This window comes from Haloechinothrix alba (genome assembly GCF_900188115.1).
GTDB classification, from domain to species: Bacteria; Actinomycetota; Actinomycetes; order Mycobacteriales; family Pseudonocardiaceae; genus Haloechinothrix; species Haloechinothrix alba.
In genome coordinates, this window is sequence record NZ_FZNW01000005.1 from 202,448 (window position 1) to 223,524 (window position 21,077).

The 21,077-nt window shown below is 68.9% G+C and carries 24 protein-coding genes and 2 pseudogenes; 12 read left to right on the plus strand and 14 right to left on the minus strand.

Features of this window, described 5'->3' with window-relative positions:
* Positions 1-94 precede the first annotated feature (94 nt).
* The 5 genes and pseudogenes from CHB84_RS22295 to CHB84_RS06195 all read left to right on the plus strand — a co-directional run.
* Positions 95-310: pseudogene (locus tag CHB84_RS22295) on the plus strand (MFS transporter); the annotation flags it as partial.
* An 80-nt stretch (positions 311-390) separates the two neighbouring features.
* A complete protein-coding gene (locus CHB84_RS06180) occupies positions 391-1,086 on the plus strand; it encodes a class I SAM-dependent DNA methyltransferase (protein ID WP_217898476.1) in 696 nt (231 codons plus the stop codon).
* Positions 1,087-1,144: 58 nt separating this feature from the next.
* On the plus strand, positions 1,145-1,726 hold the full coding sequence (gene idi / locus CHB84_RS06185) for an isopentenyl-diphosphate Delta-isomerase (protein ID WP_089300520.1): 582 nt from the start codon (positions 1,145-1,147) through the stop codon (positions 1,724-1,726).
* Positions 1,727-1,896: 170 nt separating this feature from the next.
* Positions 1,897-2,748: a phosphate/phosphite/phosphonate ABC transporter substrate-binding protein gene (locus CHB84_RS06190; protein WP_089300521.1), complete on the plus strand. Its 852-nt coding sequence runs from the start codon at positions 1,897-1,899 to the stop codon at positions 2,746-2,748.
* An 86-nt stretch (positions 2,749-2,834) separates the two neighbouring features.
* Positions 2,835-3,503 carry an ArsR/SmtB family transcription factor gene (locus CHB84_RS06195; protein WP_089300522.1) on the plus strand — a complete coding sequence of 223 codons (669 nt, stop codon included), beginning with the start codon at positions 2,835-2,837 and terminating at the stop codon, positions 3,501-3,503.
* A 30-nt stretch (positions 3,504-3,533) separates the two neighbouring features.
* On the opposite strand, the gene CHB84_RS06200 is transcribed toward CHB84_RS06195, so the two are convergent.
* Positions 3,534-4,199 (minus strand): TetR/AcrR family transcriptional regulator, encoded by a 666-nt coding sequence (locus tag CHB84_RS06200; protein ID WP_089300604.1) that lies wholly within the window; start codon positions 4,197-4,199, stop codon positions 3,534-3,536.
* A gap of 87 nt (positions 4,200-4,286) precedes the next feature.
* Here CHB84_RS06200 and CHB84_RS06205 point away from each other — a divergent pair, with 87 nt between their 5' ends.
* The 6 genes from CHB84_RS06205 (at position 4,287) to CHB84_RS22770 (ending at position 8,696) form a co-directional block, all read left to right on the plus strand.
* Positions 4,287-5,114, plus strand: a complete 828-nt coding sequence (locus CHB84_RS06205; RefSeq protein ID WP_089300523.1) for an oxygenase MpaB family protein — start codon at positions 4,287-4,289, stop codon at positions 5,112-5,114.
* A 46-nt stretch (positions 5,115-5,160) separates the two neighbouring features.
* Positions 5,161-6,297 carry an acyl-CoA dehydrogenase family protein gene (locus CHB84_RS06210; protein WP_089300524.1) on the plus strand — a complete coding sequence of 379 codons (1,137 nt, stop codon included), beginning with the start codon at positions 5,161-5,163 and terminating at the stop codon, positions 6,295-6,297.
* 63 nt (positions 6,298-6,360) lie between these two features.
* Positions 6,361-6,876, plus strand: coding sequence for a COG4315 family predicted lipoprotein (locus CHB84_RS06215; RefSeq protein WP_089300525.1), 516 nt, complete (start codon positions 6,361-6,363; stop codon positions 6,874-6,876).
* A gap of 76 nt (positions 6,877-6,952) precedes the next feature.
* On the plus strand, positions 6,953-8,149 hold the full coding sequence (gene chrA, locus CHB84_RS06220; RefSeq protein WP_089300526.1) for a chromate efflux transporter: 1,197 nt from the start codon (positions 6,953-6,955) through the stop codon (positions 8,147-8,149).
* 105 nt (positions 8,150-8,254) lie between these two features.
* Positions 8,255-8,527 carry a hypothetical protein gene (locus tag CHB84_RS06225; RefSeq protein ID WP_089300527.1) on the plus strand — a complete coding sequence of 91 codons (273 nt, stop codon included), beginning with the start codon at positions 8,255-8,257 and terminating at the stop codon, positions 8,525-8,527.
* A gap of 19 nt (positions 8,528-8,546) precedes the next feature.
* Positions 8,547-8,696, plus strand: a complete 150-nt coding sequence (locus tag CHB84_RS22770) for a hypothetical protein (protein ID WP_176439804.1) — start codon at positions 8,547-8,549, stop codon at positions 8,694-8,696.
* Positions 8,697-8,708: 12 nt separating this feature from the next.
* Here the strand turns inward: CHB84_RS22770 and CHB84_RS06230 are convergent, their stop codons facing one another.
* The 12 genes and pseudogenes from CHB84_RS06230 to CHB84_RS06275 all read right to left on the minus strand — a co-directional run bounded on the left by CHB84_RS06230 (position 8,709) and on the right by CHB84_RS06275 (position 19,023).
* Entirely contained in the window at positions 8,709-9,539 is an 831-nt protein-coding gene (locus tag CHB84_RS06230; RefSeq protein WP_089300528.1) for an enoyl-CoA hydratase/isomerase family protein, read from the minus strand.
* A 2-nt stretch (positions 9,540-9,541) separates the two neighbouring features.
* Entirely contained in the window at positions 9,542-10,141 is a 600-nt protein-coding gene (locus CHB84_RS06235; protein ID WP_217898477.1) for a TetR/AcrR family transcriptional regulator, read from the minus strand.
* 120 nt (positions 10,142-10,261) lie between these two features.
* Complete coding sequence (locus tag CHB84_RS06240; RefSeq protein ID WP_089300530.1) at positions 10,262-12,295, minus strand: CocE/NonD family hydrolase; 2,034 nt, start codon at positions 12,293-12,295, stop codon at positions 10,262-10,264.
* A gap of 32 nt (positions 12,296-12,327) precedes the next feature.
* Positions 12,328-13,602 (minus strand): ATP-grasp domain-containing protein, encoded by a 1,275-nt coding sequence (locus CHB84_RS06245; protein ID WP_089300531.1) that lies wholly within the window; start codon positions 13,600-13,602, stop codon positions 12,328-12,330.
* Between the two features lie 174 nt (positions 13,603-13,776).
* Positions 13,777-14,493, minus strand: coding sequence for an ABC transporter ATP-binding protein (locus CHB84_RS06250; protein ID WP_176439805.1), 717 nt, complete (start codon positions 14,491-14,493; stop codon positions 13,777-13,779).
* 7 nt (positions 14,494-14,500) lie between these two features.
* Positions 14,501-14,770: an ABC transporter ATP-binding protein C-terminal domain-containing protein gene (locus CHB84_RS23990; protein ID WP_425432282.1), complete on the minus strand. Its 270-nt coding sequence runs from the start codon at positions 14,768-14,770 to the stop codon at positions 14,501-14,503.
* Positions 14,771-14,788: 18 nt separating this feature from the next.
* A pseudogene (locus CHB84_RS23995) lies at positions 14,789-15,241 on the minus strand (ATP-binding cassette domain-containing protein); the annotation flags it as partial.
* A gap of 50 nt (positions 15,242-15,291) precedes the next feature.
* Positions 15,292-16,296: a branched-chain amino acid ABC transporter permease gene (locus CHB84_RS06260; RefSeq protein ID WP_089300534.1), complete on the minus strand. Its 1,005-nt coding sequence runs from the start codon at positions 16,294-16,296 to the stop codon at positions 15,292-15,294.
* Positions 16,293-17,183, minus strand: a complete 891-nt coding sequence (locus tag CHB84_RS06265) for a branched-chain amino acid ABC transporter permease (protein WP_089300535.1) — start codon at positions 17,181-17,183, stop codon at positions 16,293-16,295. The genes CHB84_RS06260 and CHB84_RS06265 overlap by 4 nt, the downstream gene beginning before the upstream one ends.
* Before the next feature lie 13 nt (positions 17,184-17,196).
* Positions 17,197-18,399 (minus strand): ABC transporter substrate-binding protein, encoded by a 1,203-nt coding sequence (locus CHB84_RS06270; protein ID WP_089300536.1) that lies wholly within the window; start codon positions 18,397-18,399, stop codon positions 17,197-17,199.
* Positions 18,400-18,498: 99 nt separating this feature from the next.
* Positions 18,499-18,642: a hypothetical protein gene (locus tag CHB84_RS22775; protein ID WP_176439806.1), complete on the minus strand. Its 144-nt coding sequence runs from the start codon at positions 18,640-18,642 to the stop codon at positions 18,499-18,501.
* 18 nt (positions 18,643-18,660) lie between these two features.
* Positions 18,661-19,023 (minus strand): hypothetical protein, encoded by a 363-nt coding sequence (locus tag CHB84_RS06275; protein WP_176439807.1) that lies wholly within the window; start codon positions 19,021-19,023, stop codon positions 18,661-18,663.
* Positions 19,024-19,171: 148 nt separating this feature from the next.
* On the opposite strand from CHB84_RS06275, the gene CHB84_RS06280 reads away from it, so the two are divergent.
* Positions 19,172-20,026, plus strand: coding sequence for a PaaX family transcriptional regulator (locus CHB84_RS06280; protein WP_089300538.1), 855 nt, complete (start codon positions 19,172-19,174; stop codon positions 20,024-20,026).
* 186 nt (positions 20,027-20,212) lie between these two features.
* Here the strand turns inward: CHB84_RS06280 and CHB84_RS06285 are convergent, their stop codons facing one another.
* Positions 20,213-21,070, minus strand: coding sequence for an amidohydrolase family protein (locus CHB84_RS06285; protein ID WP_089300539.1), 858 nt, complete (start codon positions 21,068-21,070; stop codon positions 20,213-20,215).
* Between the last annotated feature and the right edge of the window lie 7 nt (positions 21,071-21,077).

Here is a 21,077-nt window from a genome sequence, read left to right on the forward strand (position 1 = left end):
ACACGCTAGCCGTGGCGACGACTCCCCGTCCGCCGGGGACGCCTCCCCCGCGCCCGTACGCTCACGCGGCTGCACTGACGTTCAAGGCCAGCGCGGGCGAGGGCCCCATGTCGCCGCCGCGGCGCAGTGGCCGGCGAACTTCACGGTCTCCACGACCTTCCCGGTGCTCAGCGATGTCGGTCTCGCCTACGGGATCTACGCAGCGTGCGCAGGCCTGAGCGTCGTGTTCGTCGCGAGGGCGATATCGGAGACGAAGGGCAAGGAGTTCGAGGAGATGCCGGAGAGCAACACAGCCGAGGCCTCCCGGTAGGCGGCCACCGGCCTCGGAGGCAACCCGCCAGGCACGAAAACAGCTGGCCGCATCACCCGCAACGGCAGATAATGCGCGTGATGTTGTTCAGTGACTTCGACGCGCGCGGGTACCGGACGGTCGACGTGCGCTCCGGCTACGGCGAATGGGTCCGCACCTACGAGCGTTCCGTCGAGGACGTGATGGACATCGGGCTGCTGGACCGGCTCACCGAACCGTCCTGGGACCGGGCCCGGCGCGTGGCCGACCTCGCCTGCGGCACCGGACGCACCGGAGCGTGGCTGCGCGAACGCGGTGCCGCGGCCGTGGACGGGGTGGACCTCACCCCGGAGATGCTCGACCGCGCCCGGGTTCGCGGCGCGCACGACTACCTGGGCGAGGCCGACGTCCGCGACACCGGTCTCGCCGGAGGCGCGTACGACCTCGTCGTCGCGTCCCTTGTCGACGAGCACCTCGCGGATCTGTCCCCGCTGTACCGGGAGGCGTGGCGACTCGCCGCGTCCGGTGGCGTGTTCGTGCTCGTCGGTTACCACCCGCACTTCATCATGCATGCGGGTATGCCGACGCACTACACGCCGCCGGACGGCGAGCCGACCGCCATCAGCACAACGGTGCACCTGATCAGCGATCATGTCACCGCAGCGCTGGCCGCGGGCTGGCAGCTGGCCGAGATGCGCGAGGGCGTCATCGACGAGCAGTGGCTCGCCGTCAAGCCACAGTGGAAGCGGTTCCGGCACCACCCGATCTCGGTCGCCACGGTGTGGCGCAAGCCGTGAGGCACGAACCCCCGGCACGGTAGGCTCGGGACCCTCCGCAGAGTGGAGAGGAGCCCCGGTGTCGGACGAACGCGTCGTCCTGCTCGACGAGCAGGGCAACCGCACGGGCACCGCGGGCAAGGCCGAGGTGCACAGCACGGACACCCCGCTACACCTGGCGTTCTCCTGCTACGTCTTCGACACGCGCGGGCAGTTCCTGCTCACCAGGCGCGCCGACGACAAGCTCACCTGGCCGGGGGTGTGGACCAACAGCTGCTGTGGCCATCCGGAGCCGGGCGAGTCGCTCGGTGGCGCGGTCACCCGGCGACTGCGGCAGGAACTCGGGCTGACCGTCGAACCACCCGAGCTGATCCTGCCCGCGTTCCGCTACCGGGCTGTCATGGCCTCCGGCCTGGTCGAGAACGAGATCTGCCCCGTCTTCCGCGCGCGCACCGGCGCGGTTCCCGAGCCCGACCCGGACGAGGTCGCCGAGTTCGCGTGGGCCGACTGGACCAGCGTCGTCTCCGATGTGCTCGCTGGCAGGCAGGAGGTGTCGCCGTGGTGCCGCCTGCAGGTCGAGGAGCTCACGCGGCTCGGCCTGCACCCGCATCGGTGGCCGCTCGGAAACGAGGGTGACCTGCCGCCTGCCGCCCTGCGGTGACCGCCGGTCGGGACCGCACCGTCACGGTCGTGTTGTCAGACAGTGTTTCTCGACATACGCACCGTTAACAGTTACCCTGTGTATTGTCCAGTTACCCATGGAATAGTGCAGTGTCGCGATCGAGCTTCACCGCTCCCGTACATCTCCCGCCCTGCTGAGGGAGTGATGACATGACGCTGGTCCTCGGCGCGGTCGCCCACGATCCGAAGGTCGTCACCGTCTGGACGGCACTACGCACGTGGCTCAGGGAGCGTGGGCTGCCCGTCGACTTCGTGCTCTACTCGCACTACGAGCTCCAGGTCGAGGAGCTGGTCGCCGGCCGTGTGCACGCCGCGTGGAACTCCCCGCTCGCGTGGATCAGGACCGAGCGGCTCGCCAAGGCCGCGGGCCGCTCGGCGTGGCCACTGGTCATGCGGGACTCGGACCAGGACCTGACCTCGGTGATCCTGGTCAGGCGGGACTCCCCCTACGAGAAGACCACCGACCTGGCCGAGCACACCATCGGGCTGGGTGCCGTCGACTCGCCACAGGCAGGCCTCCTTCCTCGTGCCCTCCTGCGGGACTCCGGGCTGGTTCCCGGGGAGAACATCACGGTACGGCACTTCGACGAGGGGGCCGGCCTGCACGGAAACGACGACACGGCCGAGCGTGCGGCCGCGGCGGCGTTGCTGGCGGGCTCGGTCGACGCCGCCGCCGTGATCGACCTCAACCACCTGATCTTCACGAGGGAGAACACGCTCCCGCCGCGCAGCACACGGGTGCTGACCCGGACCGCGCCCTACGACCTCGGCAACGTCACCGTCGGCACGACGGCACCGGCCGAGCTCGTCGAACGGCTGCGCGGCCTGCTGCTGTCGATGAACTATTCGAACCCCGCGGACAGACACCTGCTCGACCTGCAGGACATGGTGATGTGGCGGCACGGCCGGACCCGCGGGTACCAGCAGCTCGCCGCGTCGGTGGATGCCGAAGGCTTCTACAGCACCGACGGGGCGATTACCGCAGAGGGGTACCGGCCGTGAACGTCACGGCCCACGCTATCCCCCGGTTGGGCGAAGCGGAGGGCTGAACGGTCGGGAATTCCAGTACTCCATGAGAAAGTATCGGTATGGTTGAGGCTTCTGCCGCACGGGAGTCGATCTACCAGCAGTTCGCTCGGGTCGGCAAGGCGCTTGCCAGCTCCAAGCGGCTCGAACTGATCGACGTCCTCGCGCAGGGCGAGCGCACAGTGGAGGCGCTCGCGCAAGCCGCGGCGCTGAAGATCACAACGGCCTCGGCTCACCTGCAGACCATGCACCAGAGCGGGCTGGTCACCAATCGCAAGGTCGGCAACCGGGTGTACTACCGGCTGGCCGGTACGGAAGTACTGGACGCCTTCGCGGCCGTGCAGCGGGTCGCGCACAGCCAGCTTGCCGCAACCGAACGGGCGACACGCGAGTTCCTCGGCGACGACGAGCAGGCACCGGTCGGGCGCGCCGAGCTCGCCGACATCCTGCGCACCGGCCCCGTCGTGGTTGTCGACGTGCGCGGCGAGGAGGAGTTCGATGCCGGACACATCGACGGGGCGCTGTGCCTGCCGTTCGACCGGCTCACCGACCACATCGGTGCCCTCCCGGACGATGTCGAGATCGTCGTGTACGGCCGAAGCGCCTACTGCGCGCGGCCGTACGCGGCGGTGCGGCTGCTGCGCAGCAAGGGCAAGGCGGCACGGCGCCTGGACGGCGGGCTCGTCGAATGGCTGCTCGAGCGCAGACCGACCATCCCCACGCGGGCGTGAGCCTGCGCTGCGGGGCCGTCCCGGCGACCGTCAGCCTGCCCCTGCGCGCCTGACTGCCGCCGCCTCGCTCGTTTCCAACCGCCCACCCTGCACCGCGAGGAACATCTCGAGGCAATGCTCGACGAGCCCCTCCTCGGTGAGGTCGAGCACGCCGTTGAGCCAGGACGTCAATGCCTGGGCCAGACCTCCGACCAGGAACTCGGTCATCAGGTCGAGCGCGGTCGACCCGCCGATACCGTAGTGCTCCCGCACCTGGCCCCCGAGCAGGCGCGCGAACATGCGGGTGGAGTCGACGCGGCGGTGCGCGAGCACCGTCGAGCTCAGCGCAGGCGAGAACAGCAACCGCCCCCGACGCGGATCCTCCGCGACCGTGCGCACGATGGTGGCCAGACCCGCCCGCACCTTCGCGCGCGTGCCGGAAGGGGCGGACTCCACAGCTTCAAGGGTGGCAGTGGCGATGCCGGAGACGACGTGGTCGAACACGGCCACGGCGAGCTCGTCCCGGTCGGCGAAGCTCTCGTAGAAGTAGCGCGCGGTGAGGCCGGAGCGCTTGCACACGCCCCTGACGGTCACGCCCTGCTCACCATCCCCTGTCCCGAGCAGCTCCAGGCCTGCTTCGATGAGTTGCGCACGACGCTCGGCCTTGCGGTCGTTACCGGCCACTCCCCCGTACACGCGCAGCGATGTGCTTCCCATGCGTTCCATCTTGACAGATCCGGCCGTAGAGGCGTCTCATATTTGATAACGACCGTATTCAGATTTCTCCGGATCCCGGGGGTCCCGATGACACATGCGAGCCAAGCTCGCTCGACGGCGATGGACGACATCATCGTCGGAGCGAGCCTGCTGGCCGGAACGGCGAACGTGATCATGCAGCTCGGCAGGCCCGGCGTCGGCTACGGCGTGGTGGAGAGCACAGTGGAGAGCGGGCAGGTGTTCCGGCACCCCGTCAAGCGCACCCGCACCACGCTGACCTACCTCGCGGTAGCCACGCTCGGTACCGACACCGAGCGGGCGCACTACCGCCGTGCCGTGAACGGATCGCACGCGGCCGTGCGCTCCGGTGAGTCCAGCCCGGTGTCCTACAACGCCTTCGACCCCGAGCTGCAGCTCTGGGTGGCTGCCTGCCTGTACAAGGGTGTGGAGGACACCTGCGCCGCGCTTCTCGACGAGCCCGACGAGCACAGCAAGGACGAGATCTACGCACGCGCGGCGGCACTCGGCACGACCCTGCAGGTACCGGCCGAGATGTGGCCCGCCGACCGCGCTGCGTTCGCCGAGTACTGGCAGTGGGGGCTCGAGCAGGTCTCCATCGACGACACCGTGCGCGACTACCTGCACGACCTGGTCATGCTGCGGTTCCTGCCCGGTGCCGTGCGGGTTCCCCTCGCGCCGTTCCACAGGTTCGTGACCACAGGGTTCCTCCCGCAACGCTTCCGCGAGGAGATGGGGCTGACCTGGACCCCGCGCCAGCAACGGCGCTTCGACCGCCTCATGTCGGTGATCGCGGCAGTGGTCAAGCGCCTCCCCCGCCCGCTGCGGCAGTTCCCGTACAACCTGTGCCTCGCCGACCTGCGCCGCCGTATCCGCACCGGCCGCCCGCTGGTCTGACGACTCCGGGCACCGGAAACACCCTTCGAGGAGAGGAGCACTCATCGTGCGACCGACTGACGAGCAGCGCGACTTCGCCGCGGCCATCGGCGAGTTCTGCAGGCGCGAGGCGGGCAGCAAGGAGCAGCGGGACGGGCTGACCGGTAACGGAGAGCACCCGCACAGCGTGGAGCTGTACCGCAAGATGGCCGACCTCGGCTGGCTGGGCGTCGCGGTGGCCGAGGAGTACGGCGGAGCGGGGCAGGGCATGGTGGACCTGCTGATCTTCCTGGAGGAGACCTCCTACTGGCGAGCGCCGATCAGCGGCTTCGCCACCACGATCATCGCCGCGTCCGCCTACGAGAAGTTCGGCTCCGAGCAGCAGAAGAAGCAGATACTTCCTGCCGTCGTCGGCGGCTCTGTACTGGGAATCTCGATGTCCGAGCCCGAGGCAGGCTCCGACGTCGCCGGGGTGACGTGCAAGGCCGAGCGGCGCGGCGACCAGTGGGTGATCAACGGGCAGAAGACCTGGTGCTCCAACGCGCACATCGCGGACAACATCCTGCTCGTCGCCCGCACCGACGCGCAGCAGGACCGGCACGCGGGCCTGACCATGTTCTCGGTACCGACCGACACCGAGGGCCTGGAGATCCGCGGCATCGAGACCATGGGCGGCAAGGAGGTCAACGACCTCTTCCTCACCGACTGCACGCTCCCGGCCGACGCCGTCGTCGGCACCGAGGGGCAGGGCTGGAAGCAGCTCATGGCCGGTTTGAACCTGGAACGCATGATCCTGGCCGGGCTGATGCTCGGCACGGCACGGCGCGCCTTCGACGACACGGTCTCCTACGTCCGCGAGCGTGAGCAGTTCGGCCAGCCCGTCGGCAGTTTCCAGGCCCTGCGGCACCGCATCGCCGACCACGCCACCGAGCTGGAGTGCACCCGGCTGCTCGTGCACGACGTGGCAGCCACGATCGACGCCAATCCCGGCACGATGCTGCCGCGCGAGGCGTCCATGGCCAAGCTCAAGGCGACCGAGTTCGCCAAGCAGATGGCTCTGGACGGCATGCAGATGATGGGTGGCTACGGCTACGCCACCGAGTACGGCATGGAGGCGCTACTACGCTCGACAGTAGTGTCCACTGTATACGGCGGGACCAGCGAGATCCAGCGGGACATCATCGGTAAGACCTTCGGCCTGTGAATCCCGGTGCGGGGCGCTACGCTGGAGCGCGGCGCCCCGCACGGGGCGGTGAGGAGGCACCCGATGCGCCGCATCGCTGTACTGGCGGCAGTGCTCGCGATGACCCTGTCCGGCTGCGGGACCGGGAGCGAGCCTTCCGGGGAACCCGGTAGCACGACCGGGGCAGGCCCGGCAACCGGCGGCACCCCTGCCGAGACGACCGCAACCACCGACGCCGATACCGGCACCCTGGTGACGACGGAGGACAGCGAGTTCGGCGAGATGCTCTTCGACGGGCGCGGACAGGCCATCTACCTGTTCGACCGGGAGACGAGCAGCGAGCCGGAATGCTACGACGCGTGCGCCGCCGCATGGCCGCCTGTACTGACCGACGGGGCTCCCCGCGCAGGCGGGGACGCGGAGGACGACCTGCTCGGCACGACCGAGCGCGCCGACGGCAGCGTCCAGGTCACCTACGCCGGCCGGCCGCTGTACTTCTACGCCGACGAGGACCCCGGCGAGGTGAAGTGCCACAACGTGGACGAGTACGGCGGCCTGTGGCTGGTGGTCACCCCCGGCGGCGAAGCCGCACCGGCCTAGTAGTCCATACGTCTGCGGTGCACCGTGGCCGTTCATCCGCCACCGGCCCGCAGCCCGGCGCCGATACGGTGTGCGCATGGTCATCCGGCGTCGCGGCACGGCGCGCGAGGTATTCACCGTGTTCCTCGGCCTGGGCCTGACATCGTTCGGTGGGCCGGTCGCCCACCTCGGGTACTTCCGGGACACATTCGTGAGCAGGCGGCAGTGGCTCAGCGAGCGCGCCTACGCCGACCTGGTCGCACTCTGCCAGTTCCTTCCGGGGCCTGCGTCGAGCCAGGTGGGTATGGCCATCGGTCTGCACCGAGCAGGCATCGGGGGACTGCTCGCGGCATGGACGGCGTTCACGCTGCCCTCGGCTGTCGCGCTGGTCGCCTTCGCCTACGGCGCGCGGGCGGTGGGCATGGACGCCGGGGCGGGGTGGATCGACGGCCTCAAGGCAGCCGCGGTCGCCGTCGTCGCGCATGCCGTCCTCGGCATGGCCCGGAACCTCACCCCCGATCGGGAACGCGCCGCCATCGCCGTGGCCGGGATGGTCGGTGCCCTGCTGGCCCCCACCGCGATCGCGCAGGCGCTGGTGATCGTGCTCGCCGGCATAGCAGGCCTGCTGTGGCTCGAAACCCCGGACCAGCGGGTGGACGCGCAGGACTCGTTCGCCGTGCGGATCGGGCGCGGGACCGCGGCGGGCTGCCTGGTCGCGTTCGGCGCACTGCTGGCGGCGCTGCCCGTCCTTGCCGCAGTGACCGGTGACGGGATCGTCCGCCTGGTCGACAGCTTCTACCGCGCGGGGTCACTGGTCTTCGGCGGTGGGCACGTCGTACTGCCGCTGCTGCAGGCCGAGACCGTGCGGACCGGGCTGGTGGACAACGAGACGTTCCTGGCCGGTTACGGCGCGGCCCAAGCGGTCCCCGGCCCGCTGTTCACATTCGCCGCATACCTGGGTGCATTCGCCGAGACCGTACCGACCGCGGCGATCGGCGCGGCGATCGCGCTGCTCGCCATCTTCCTGCCCTCTGCGCTGCTGGTCATCGGCGCGCTACCGCTCTGGGAGCAGCTCAGGCGGAACCCGCTCGCTCAGCGGGCGCTGATGGGCGTCAATGCCGGTGTCGTCGGATTGCTCGCCGCCGCGCTCTACACGCCGGTGTTCACTTCCGGCGTGACGTCGACGGTCACCATGTCCGTCGCCGCCGTCTCCTTCGTCGCACTGGCCGCGTGGCGTGTACCGGCCTGGGCCGTGGTCATCTCCGCGGGCGCGGCCGGGGCACTGCTGCTGTGAGGTACGTACGTACCCGGAATAGGTAGGCATCTCCGCAATCCACGCGATGCGCGGCCACGAATCACGGGGGAACGTGGGACACGTCATAAGGCTGTGAGGTGCGCTATGACCGACCACGAACTCCGACTCCTCCGATGCGCGGCCGACGACGAGCTGCTGTTCCACATCGGCTCCTGGGGCGGGCCCGCAGGCTACCGGTGGCAGGGCCCGGACGGGAGCGAGGCAGGCCAGGTCCCGCCCTGGGACGAGCCGGTGCTCGACCAGCTCGCCGACCGCGGCCTGATCACCATCGAGGCCCGGCGCGGCCCGTTCGACCGCCGGGTACTGCTCAGCCGTGCGGGCGCGGAAGCGATGGCCACGCTCTCCGCGGCCGCCTGAGCCGAAGGGATCGACTGCCATGGCCATCGACTCCACCCCGCAACCCTGCCCTCGCTGCGTCCGGCCCACGGTGCTGGTCAGCTACCCGTGGGGCCGCCAGTGGTTACACCTGGGCACGTGGCGGCCGCAATGCGAGGCCCCGCTGGCCGTGCGGCGCAGCGGCACGTGACGCGCTGCCCGCTCACCTGCCCAGCAGGTCGGAGACCGCGCCGCGGTGCGGGCTCGTGGTGAAGCACATGGGCTCGGCGAACTCCTCCATCGCCATCGCCTGCTCCCAGCTCATGTCCGCCGCGGCCCGCAGCATCGGCTTCATCATCGCCGGGACGTGCTCGGGCAGCGCCTCCACCCGATCGCACCATCCGTGCGCGGTGGTCAGCAGCTCATCGTGGGGGGTCGTCGAGTTGACCAGCCCGAGCTCGGCCGCCTCCGCCCCGTCCAGCTCCCGGCCGGAGGCGAACAGCTCGAACGTCCGCTGGTAGCCGAGCCTGCGGGTGAGCAACCAGCTGGTGCCCACCTCCGGCACAAGGCCGATCCGGCCGAACGCCGGGACGATACGCGCCCGTTCCGAGGCGATGACCAGGTCACAGGATAGCGCGAACGCCAGCCCGACGCCTGCCGCCGTTCCGTTCACCGCGGCGACGACCGTCTTGTCCGTACCGGCGAGCAGGCGCGCGATGCCGCCGAACTGGCCCCTGATCCACCGCCACACCGACGTCGCCCCGCCCGCGCCCTCGTCGATCATGGGATGCGCGGTATCGGCCATCAGGTTCAGGTCCCCACCGGCCGAGAACGCGGGGTCGGTACCGGTGAGCACGATGCACCGCAGCTGCTGGTCGGCCGCGAGGTCGCGAAGCGCGTCGTGCAGCTGCACCGTCAGTGGTGCGCTGAGCGCGTTGAGCCGGTCAGGGTCGTCCATCCGCACCACCGCGCGGGCTCCGTGGCGCTCGACCCGCACGTACTCCTGCGTGCTCTGCCGGGCTTGTTCGAGGGCTTCCGGGTACGACGTCGCCATCGTCACTCTCCTTCCAGGGACACAGCGGCCCAGGCCGCCTCGGCCAGGCTGCGCTCGGCTCGCTCGATCGTGCTCTTGGTACGCCCTTCCAACCAGTGCCGCGCGAACTCCTGGCTCGGCCCGATCAGCAGCGCGCTGTACAGGTCGGTCGGCAACGAGCGGACTCGGCCCGCCGCCACGTGCGGTCGCAGCCATTCCGCGATGGCCTCGAACAGCGCCCAGTTCATCTCGCGCAGTTCGCCGTCATTGGCCAGCGCGACCTCGGTCTCGCGGCGCCGCAGCAGGAAACGCGCCAGATCCGGGTGCTCGGCGATCCAGCGCAGGTGGTGACCGACCAGCGCGGTGATCCCGGCCCTGGCCTCCTGGTGCTCGCGCAACACCGCGAGGGTGCCCTCCTGGTAGTCCCGGATCCCCGCGACGTAGAGCGCCGCAGCGATCCGTTCCTTACCGCCGAAGTGGTGGTAGATCGACCCGACGCTCGCCCCGGACCGGATGCGGATGTCGTCGACCGTTGTGGCGGAGAAGCCCTTCGCGGTGAAGCATGCGAGCGCCGCGTCCAGGATCGCGCGCCTGCGCTCCGGTTCCCCATCGTCGACCGACATACCTGCACCCATCTCACGACCAGAAGAATATTCTAGTCCGGTGTCAAGCGGGAACCCGGCTTCGCCCGCCCGGGTCTGCAGGCAGGCCACGCGCCCGCAAATCGGTTCGGCAGCGGGACCTCAGACGAGGTCACGCGGCACCGAGTCGTCCCAGTTGTACGAGACGACGCGCTTCTCGCCCTCGTAGGCGTCGAGCTCGGCGCGCAGGTGGAACTCGTCGGCCGTCGAGGTCAACACCGTGCGGGTGTAGGTGGAGATCTCCCAGTCCCCCCGCTTGAACCCGATCCGCCACTCGGTCTCGCCGCTGACCGAGCCGACGTCGTTACCCACCCAGGAGTAGCGCTCGTAGGCGCGGCGGGTGACGGTGAGGTCGATGTCGTCGAAGCGCACCGCACCGAGGTCCTTGACCACCTCCAGCGCCGAGCGGTACTCCACGAGGTCCCGCGAGACCGTCCAGCGCTCGTCGCCGCCCTCGATCCGGGTCACAGGGATCGGCTCCGCGCCCTCCGGGGGCCCGAACGGTTCCTCCGGCTCCTCCGGCTCCTCGCCGGACTCCGGGGCGGGCCGGATCGGCAGGACGAGGTTGCTGGTGCCGGTGAACACCGACAGCCGCACCGGCTCAGGAGGGGGCCAGGCCAGCGGCCAGTAGGACGTCGAGATCGCCACCCGCAGCCGGTGACCGGGCGGCAAGGCCTGTGCCATCGCGTTGAGGTGCACGGTCACTCGGTAGCGCCTGCCGGGAACAAGCGGCTCCGGGGTGTCGTGGCCGGTACGGTGCGTCAGGTTGAGCAGCCCGTAGCTGATCCGGGTCGCCTGGCCGTCCGGCGCGACGTCGGACAGCCGCACCGCCACCATCGCCACCGGCCTCGTCACCGCGAAGTCCAGCTCCACGGCAGGTGAGCCGAGGATCTCGCACCGCTCGGTCATCTCCCCGGTGTCGAACACCAGCGAGCCGCCGTCCTCCTCGCGCTGGTCATAGGGCAGGTCCGGCGGCGCGTTATAGGAGCACCACTTGCCGGCATACTGGCCGACCGACAGCGGCGACTCGACCGTGAGCTCCTCGGACTCGGTTGCCTCGCCGGGGTGCCCGATGCGGTGCCGTTGCAGCGGGTAGACGACCTGCCGGATGTTCGGGGACGGCCAGCTCGGCTCGCCGACCCAGCGACCGGGCCGCTCCTCGTACGCGGTGAACGGCGGGACGGTCTCCTGCATCCAGATCCACAGCTTCTGCTCGTTCATCACGTCGTTGTCGACGTCCTTGAGCCAGCGGTCCCACCAGCGCACCACCTCCTGGAGGAAGCCGATCGCCGGGCCGGGCTCACCCATGTGCGGGTACTTGTGCCCCCACGGCCCGACCAGCCCCTTGCACGGCGCCGAGAGGTTCTCCAGCATGCGAAACACCGCGTTGGTGTACCCGTCCGCCCAGCCGCTGACCGCGAGCACTGCGCACTGCACGGCCGAGTAGTCCTCACAGATCGAGCCGTGCCGCCAGTACTCGTCCCTGCGCTGGTGCAGCAACCACTCCTCGAGCCACAACCCGCTGCGTTTCAGGCGCTGCAACCACAGGTCCCGCCAGCGCTCCCCGACCACAGCCGGGTCCGGTGGGCAGGAGTTGTAGGCGAACATCGTCGAGGCCCAGGACAGGTTGTCCGACAGCAGGCAGCCGCCCATGTAGTGCACGTCGTCGGTGTAGCGGTCGTCTGTGGAGCTGACCGTCACGATCGCGTCCAGTCCCTGCGGCCTGCGTGCGGCGACCTGCAAGGCGTTGAACCCACCCCAGGAGATGCCCATCATTCCCATCCGCCCGGTGCACCACGGCTGCTTGGCCAGCCAGCCAAGCACGTCCTCGGCGTCGGAGAGCTCCTCCTCCAGGTACTCGTCGGTGAGCACACCCTCGGACTCCCCGCTGCCCCGCAGGTCCACGCGCATGCACGCGTAGCCGTGCCCGGCGATGTAGGGGTGGTGGATCGAGTCCCTGCGGGACGTCAGATCACGCTGCCGGTAGGGGATGATCTCCACGATCCCCGGAACGGCTTCGAGATCGGAATGCACCGGCCGCCAGACACGCGCGGCCAGTCGCGTGCCGTCGGCCATCGGGATCCAGATGTGCTCCTCTTCCCGGACGGCGTAGGGCAACGTGGGCACCGTCAACATGACGCACAGCTCCTCGCGACTCCGTCTACTCGCTAGTCTACGTCGTCGATCTCGATCGGCAGCGCGGCGACGACCTGGTCGAACCGCGTGGTCAGCTCGGCCTCGTCGGAGGCACCGATGTACACATTGGCGAGCTGGTAGGAGTAGTTGTCCTGGCGGTGCAGCTCCGACAGGCGGTCACCCTCGCGCACCGCCAGCTCGATGGTCGTGCCCGGCACGATGTGCTGGATCGCCTCGATCTCCTCGTGGGTCGGGATGCGGCGCACGATCCCGTCGGAGAACCGCCGCACGAACCACTTCGCCGCGACGTCGTAGCGCCCCTCACCCCGGGGGAACCGTGGGTCGCGGTCGAGCGCCAGGCGCAGCATGGCGGCATGGTTGGCCATCCCGTCCACATCGGCGAACAGCTCCGCGTGGGACTGCGAGTGCCGGGAGTTGATCTCCAACAGCGAGATGGCGTCCGTGCCGGGGTCCCAGAAGAACTCGATGTTGAACGTCATCCGCTCCAGCCCGATCTCGGTGACCAGCCGTCGCGAGATGTCCTCCAGCCGCGCGATGACCTCCTCCGGGAGCGAGGAAGGGTACTGGTAGCGCAGGAAGCTCGGGCTGTTGTCGTAGCAGATCGAGTCGACGACCCCGTAGATGACGACCTCGCCCCGGTACCGGTAACCCTCCACGGTCACCTGCCTGCCGACGATCGCCTCCTCGACGAGACACGCCCGCGCACCGGCCGCAGCGACCTCGGCGGGCAGCTCGACATGCTCGAGCAGGGCCTCGAACGGTCTGGCGACCCAGTCCATTCTCGCGAGGATCGTCTCGATCGCCTCGCGGTAGGCATCCTGATCGGCGACACCGATGGCCAGCACCGACGCGAACGACTTCACCGGCTTGATCCACATCGGGTAGCGCAGCTCCTCCGGCGGCTCCCCGTCGTTGTCCGGGTCGATCACCGCGAACGCCGGGTACTCCTCGATCACCCGCTGCTGCACCAACCGGCTCCAGTACTTGTGCTCGCACATCAGCACCTGCTCGATACTCGCCGTCGGCAGGCCGAAACGCCTGCGCAGCAACGGCAACATCGTGCTGACCGGGAAGTCCCAGAACCCGATGATCGCGTCGATGGGGCCTGCGAAGGCATCCAGCTGCCGCTGCGCGGCGGCGAGCACCGAGTTGAAGTCGATCTCCTCGCCGTAGATCTCGTCGAAGGTCAGCAGTGGGTGGAACGTGCACTCGGCGGCATCCGGCATCGCCTCCAGTACCGCGCGGTTGTGCTCATCCATCCCCAGCACGAAAACGTTCTTCGACATCGGCGGGCTCCAGGCGCGGTCGGGGCGGGGCGCCACCCGGTGACAAAGGGCGGACCCAATCCATATGCCGGACCATTCTCGCACCGCATGCACGGCAGGACAGGACGAGACCTCCAACACCCGGGTTACAACGGCCGACACGAGGGGCCGTAGCGCCCGACACGCGGTGTGAGCCTAGCCGACCCCGAGCAGGGTGTGCGCCAACTCGGGCTGGCGCCGGAACGTGCCGGTGTCGGTGGTGTGCGCGACCTCGCCTTTCTCCATCACCGCGACCCGGTTCGCCGTGGCGAACACCAGGCGCAGGTCCTGCTCGACGAGCAGGATGCCGACGCCGGTGGCGGCCATCGAGCCGATCACCTCACCGATCTGCCGGGTCACCGCGGGCGCCAGACCCTCGGACGGCTCGTCCATGAGCACCAGCGCCGGATCCGTCAGCAACGCACGCGCGATCGCCAGCATCTGCTGCTCCCCGCCGGACAGCAGCCCCGCGGGTTGCCGGACGCGCCGGGCCAGGTTCGGGAACAGGTCGAACACACCGTCACGCGACCACCCGCCGGCCTTCGGGCGCCGCCCGGCGACCACATCCACGTGCTCACCGACGGTAAGGCCGGGCCAGATGCGCCGTCCCTGCGGGACCACCGCGATCCCGTGCCTGCTGACCTGGTCGGCACGCAGCCCCACGATCTCGCGACCGTCCAACCGCACCGAGCCCTGCCGGGCCGGGACGAGTCCCAGCATGGTCATCACCAGCGTGCTCTTGCCCGCGCCGTTACGACCGAGCAGTCCGAGTACCTCGCCGCGATCGACCTCGAGGTCCACGCCGTGCAACACCGTGCCCCTGCCATACCCGGAACACAACCCGTTGACCTGGAGAAACATCGCTGTTCCCACCTCCTTCCTAACGCGACGCCGGATCGACCGCGGGTTCGGGCCGGAGGAAGAGATCCGTGTGCTGCCCTTCCGTGCCGAGGTATGCCTCCTGCACCGCATCGCTCGCACGCACCTCATCCGGAGTCCCGGTGATCAGCTCCGCTCCCAGATGCAGCACGGTCACCGTTGTCGCCAGCCGGAACACGAGTTCGAGATCGTGCTCGACGAACAGCACGGTGACCTCGGGTGGTATCAGCTCGATCAGCGCACCCAGACGCTCGACCTCCGCGGGGGACATGCCCGCAGCAGGCTCGTCGAGCAGCAACAGCCGCGGCTCGCAGGCGAGCGTGACGGCGATGTCGAGCTGGCGCCGCTCCCCGTGCGCGAGAGAACCCGCCGGGACCTCGCTACGGTCCGCGAGGCCGACCGTGCCCAGCGCCTGCCCGGCCCGGTCCGCGACCGCGCTGTGCACCCGTCGCCGGGGCCACGGTCGGACACCGTGCCGCCGCGCCACCGCAAGGGCGACGTTCTCCCGGGCGGTCATCGACAGGAACAGCAGTGAATGCTGGAAGGTCTGGCTGAGCCCGAGCCGGCTCCGCCTGCTCACCGACAGCCGGGAAATGTCGCGGCCCTCCAGGGCGACCGCACCGGAGCTGGGTGACAGCACGCCGGAGAGCAGGTGCAGCAGCGTGCTCTTTCCCGCCCCGTTCGGGCCGATCAGCGCGTGCCGAGCGCCCGGTTCGACATCCAGGTCGACATCGTCGACCGCGTGTACCGCACCGAAGCGACGGCTGAGATTTCTGCAACTGAGCACAGCAGTCATGCGGCTCGTTCCTTCCCCCGGATCCCCGCGACACCGGCCACACCACGCGGCATGACGTAGACGACGATCACGAACACGATGCCAAGCAGCAGCGGGCCGTGACCGTCGAGCGCAGGCCCGAAGTAGTCGCGCACCAGCACCACGACCGCGGCACCGATGCACGCACCCCACAGGGTGCCCGCTCCTCCGATCACCACGGCCAGCAGCACAAGGGCGCCCGTGGTGAAGCCGAGGTCATCCGGTGTCACGATGCGTTGCTGGGCGACGAGCAGGCCACCGGCGAGGCCTGCGCCCGCGCCTGCGATCACGAATGCGGCAAGTTTGTATCCGAACACGGGGTACCCCAGCGCGCGCATTCGTGGCTCGTTGTCGTGGATCCCGCGTAACGCGGCACCGAACGAGGAACGCACGACCATCCGGATCAGCAGGTAGCCGACCCCGAACGCGCCGAGCACGTACCAGTAGAGGAAGCCGGGATTGGCGAGGTCGACCCCGCCGACGGTCGTCGCCGGAACCCCGTACATGCCGTCGGACCCTCCGGTCACCGACCGCCAGCTGTGCGCGACCTGATGCAGCACCTCGCCGATCGCCAGCGTCAGCATCAGGAAGAAGATCCCGCCGCTGCGCACCGCGAGCCACCCGGTGGCGGCAGCTACCGAAGCTCCCGCCAGGGTCGCGGCCAGCAACGCGACCGGACCGTCGATTCCGATGTGGATGGACAGCCATCCGGCGGTATAGGCTCCCACCCCGAAGTAGGCCGCGTGTCCCAGCGAGGGCAGGCCGGTCACCCCGACGAGTAGGTCGAGACTCACCGCGAGCAGCGCGAACGCCAGGACGCGGGTTGCTGTCGTGGTGGCGAACGGATCGGCCACGAGCGGGAGCCCAACCAGGCACAGCACCAGCGTCACCAGCAGCACGACCCGGACGATGTCCCGGCGCCCGCGGGGGGTCGCCGCCCCCGCGCTTTCCACCGTCGGAGCCACGGTCGCGTGCGCGTTCATACCTTCACCCCAGTCGGAGCGCCGAACAGGCCACGTGGCCGGGCAATCAGGACCAGGGCCAGCGCACCGAACAGCACGAAAGACGCGAACTCCGGGAACAGGCTGCGCCCGAAAGTCTCGACCTGGCCGATGAGGAGCGCGCCGACCAGCGCTCCCTTGATCGAGCCAAGGCCACCCACCACGACGACGACCAGGGCCAGGATCAAGATCGTCCAGTCCAGCCCCGGCCGGGCGCCGTACACCGGCGCGCCGAACACACCCGCTACGGTCGCCAGTGCGACACCCGCGCCGAACACGGCAATTCTGACCTTGCGGTTGTCCACCCCGACCGCCGAGACCATGTCCCTGTCGGCCACGGTCGCGCGAATCAACGCGCCCACGGTGGTCCGTTCGACCACGAGGTAGACCACCACGGCCAGCGCGAGGCCCACCCCGATGAGGAACAGCCGGTAGATCGGGTACGAACCGCCCGCGACGTCGACGGACCCGGCGAGCGCGGAGGGTGGGCTGACGGAGCGGACGTCGTCACCGAAGGCCATCGAGAGCAGTTCAGCGAGTATGAGCGCCACCCCGAGGGTGAGCAATGCCTGGTCGAGATGCGGCCTGCTGGCAAGTGGCTGGACCAGCAACGACAGCGCCCCTCCGGCCAGCAGCCCCACGACGGCCGCCACGCCGAGCGCAGCGAGGAACACCGTCCATGTCGGATCCGCGCCCATCACGTACCAGCCGATGTAGGCGCCTGCGAGGTAGATCGCGCCGTGCGCGAGATTGAGCACATCCATCATGCCGAACACCAGGGTCAACCCGACGGCGAGTGTGAACAGCAGGAATCCGATGGACAGCCCGTTCAGGAGACTGGTGAGGTTCGACGCCAGGATCGAAGGCACGGTTGCACCCGTCTCAGCTGCTCTGGCCGAACTCGCCGAGCGAGTCGGTCACGGCATTGACGAGCGAACCATCCACGGACTCCACGGTGCGCAGGTACATCTCCTGGTGCGGCGACTGGCCGTCGAACCGCCACTCCCCTCGGGGGCTGGCCAGCACGTCGAGTCCGGACAGCTCCTCCGAGATCGCGTCGCCGTCCAGCGCATCCGCTCCGCGCAACGCCTGATCGAGAACCGCGGCCGCGTCGTAGGTCTGCACCGCGTAGACGGTCGGAGCGGCACTGTAGGCACCTTCGTAAGCTTCGACGAACGTCGAGTTCGCCTCCGAGTCCAGCTCGGTGGAGTAGTGCAGCGCTGTTCGCACATCGACCGCGGCCTGCCCCTGAGCCGAGAGCACCTGCCCTTCGGTGAGGAACCCGGAGCCGTAGAGCGGCACCTCATCGGCCAGCCCGAACTCGTTGTACTGCTGGACGAAGGTCACTGCCTCGGAACCGGCGAAGAAGCTGTACGTCGCCTCGGCCCCCGAGTTGCGGATCCGGCTCAGTACAGGCTGGTAGTCCTGCGTCGTTCCGAACGGCGGCATCGATTGCCCGGCGACGGTCCCGCCTGCATCGGTGAACGCCGCGGTGAACCCGTCGACCGCTTCCTCGCCCGCTGCATAGTCGGGAGCGACGACATACACGCCACCGGAGAGGTCCAACGTCGCCATATGGGCACCCATAGCCCTCGCGACCTGTGCGTTGGTGAACGAGGTACGCCAGATATACGGACTGACCTGCCCAGCGGTGATGTCGCCTGCCCCTGCGTTGGCGACGAGGAGCAGTTTCTGGGCCTCGTTGACCATATCCACGATCCCGAGCGCCACAGCCGAGTTCACGATACCGACGATGACGTCACACCGCTCCTCGTTCAGCAGCCGCCGCGCGGCAGCCACACCCGTCTGCGGTCCTTCACCCTCATCGGCGACGACCGTGTCGACCTCGTACTCGCCGAACGTGCCGCCGTTCTGCTCGAGCCAGAGATCCCAACCTCGCCGCATGTCCTCGCCCAACGGCGAGTACACGCCCGACTGGGGAATCAGCAGGCCGACCTTGACCGATCCCTCACCGCCCGCACTGCCTCCCCCGAACGCCCCGCCGCAGCCGGAGACGGCCACCACCGCACCCGAGAATCCCATCAGTTTCAGCAGCTGCCGCCTGTTCATCCCGTTGCCCTGCACCGTGAGTCACCTCATGATGTTCTACATCTTCATAACGGTCGTCATGAAGTATGAGGAATGACGTGCGTCACTGTCAACTGATCGGGTGACGCTCGAGTCTCAGGCGAGGAAGGTGCCCCCGGCTGCCGTCGCGGGAGGGAAGCGCGCGTCCAGTTCGGCGACCTCATCCGCGGACAGCGGAAGGTTCGCGGCAGCCGGGTTCTCCTCGACATGCCGCGGATCGCACCTTCCCGGTATCGGCACCGCGCCCTTGCTGATCAGTCACGCCAGCGCGGGCCGGCTCGTCGTGCAGCTCGTGGCCACGGCCAGGTCCTGTAGCGGAGCGAACCGGTCGGCGTAGCTCGGCGCGACAACGGGCGCCCGCGTCGACATAGCTGCGAACCGCGAGCTCCATCCACGCGGGTCCACGCGGGCCTCCCGGATCCGGGCGGGCACGCCGAGCGCCATCGTGTACGGCTGCACCTCGAAGTCTTCCGGGACCAGCGCGGACGCTGCGATCACCGCACCCGTGCGCACCGTCGACTCGACACCGAGAACCACCGAACCGATAACCACCGCATCGGGATGCACGAACGCGGTCGGGTGCACGTAGGGCTCGTGCTCCCCGAGAGCGTATCTCGACATCAACAAATTATCTACTTGTTTATTGACTAACGCCAACTATATGTATCATTTATGTGGATCCATTCTCGCCGGTAGAGCCCGTACAGGTACGCTGCATGAGGCGACATGTGACACGAATCGACGACACGAGTGGAGTTGGTGACGCACGATGGCGGGGAGCAACTCGCGTCCGACGGTCAGCAGGCGACGCGAGCTCAGTCACACCAGCGCGCGCTCGTTGCTGATGACGATCCTCGGTGAGTACGTCCTCCCCATGGACGAGCCGGTCTGGACGGCGACGCTGGTGGATGTGCTGGCCCTGTTCGACATCGAGGAGAAGTCCGCGCGCCAGGCGCTGGCCCGCACCGCGGCCGAGGGCTGGTTGACGTCCGAACGCATCGGGCGCCGCGTGCGCTGGTCCTTGACCGCTCCGGGGCGGCGGCTCCTCACCGAAGGTGCGGAGCGGATCTACCAGTTCGGTCGCGACCCGCACGAGTGGGACGGCAACTGGCTGATCCTGCTGGTCTCGGTGCCCGAGTCGAAGCGGGATCTACGCCACCGGCTGCGCACGCAGCTGACCTGGGCGGGTTTCGGCTCCCCGGCTCCTGGCGTGTGGGTGAGCCCGCATGTCGACCGCGAGGCCGAGGCCCACACCATCGTCAACGAGCTCGACGTCGGCTCACCGATGTCGTTCATCGCCTCCTACGGCCAGATCGGGGACGAGGAGTCCATGGTTGCGCGTTCCTGGGACCTCAGCTCCGTGGAGGAACACTACGAGCAGTTCATCGACGAGTTCACCGGGACCAACCCCGCGGCGGGCGAGCCTCTGCTGCACGCGCAGACACGCCTGGTGCACGAGTGGCGCAGGTTTCCTTTCCTGGACCCGCAGCTGCCGTCGCGCCTGCTGCCGTCCAACTGGAGCGGCAAGAAGGCCGCCGACCTCTTCCATACCAAGCACGCCGAATGGCGCGACGGCGCGCAGCGTTACTGGAACGCGCTGGTCACCCGGGAACCGGCGGCCTAGCGTGTTCGTCGAGTAGCGTCATGGCCGGCTCCAGTCGTAGCAGCCCTGTCCCGACTCGGCGCCGGTCACGCCCCGTGCGACCTTGTCGACAGGCAACCGGGGCCGCTCGAACCGCGGTCCGTGGCTGCACGCGACCTCCACTCCATCGCTCCTCGTTGACACACTGACTACTCGCCTGCCGGGATGTCACACGTCCAGACTCGCGAAGACCTTACCGGCGTTGCCCGAGATCACATCCCGCCACACGGCCCGTGGTAGTCCCAGCTCCCGCAGCGCACCGATGTTGCGAGCCGCGCCAGGAACACCCGGCCAGTCGGTGCCGAAGATGAACTTGCCTGCCAGACGGGTGAAGTCGAACCGTGCGTAGTACTCCGGAAGCTTCTTCGGTGGCAGGCCGGCCAGATCCAGCCACACATTCGGTTTGGCCAGCGCCAGGTACGCTGCCGTGTCGTACCACCACCCCCGGCCTCCGTGCGCGAACACGAACGGCAACGACGGGAAGTCCTCGATGATGTCCAGGAACAGTTCAGGGTCGCCGAACTTCGCACGGGAGCCGGGAAAGCTCGAGGTTCCGGAGTGCACGATCACCGGGACCGACCGCTCGGCACAGGTCACGAATACCGCGTGGAGATCGCGCGAGCGCGGGTCGAACGCCCCGTGCACCGGGTGAAGCTTGAGCGCCACCGCACCGAGGCCCAGCTGCCGCTCCACTTCCGCGACTGCCGGGTAGTGCAGGTGCGGGTTGACGCCCGCTACCAGCCGGAAGCGCTCCGGGTTGTACTCGAGCAATGGCAGCAGGTCCTCGATCGCCTGGATCCCGGTCGCCCGCGGGCTGTACTCGCAGAACAGCAACGCCCGGTCCACACCCTCGGACTCCAGTAACGCGTCGACGCGCTCCGGAACCGGGTCGCCACTGTCGTCATAGACCGACCGCCACGGGTGCGTCCCGGAGAACCGGTCGGCCCACTCCAGCCAGTCGGGCTTGACCGTCGCCAGCCGCGGCACGTGCACGTGGGCGTCGACCACCCACTCGCCATCGAACATCGCCTCT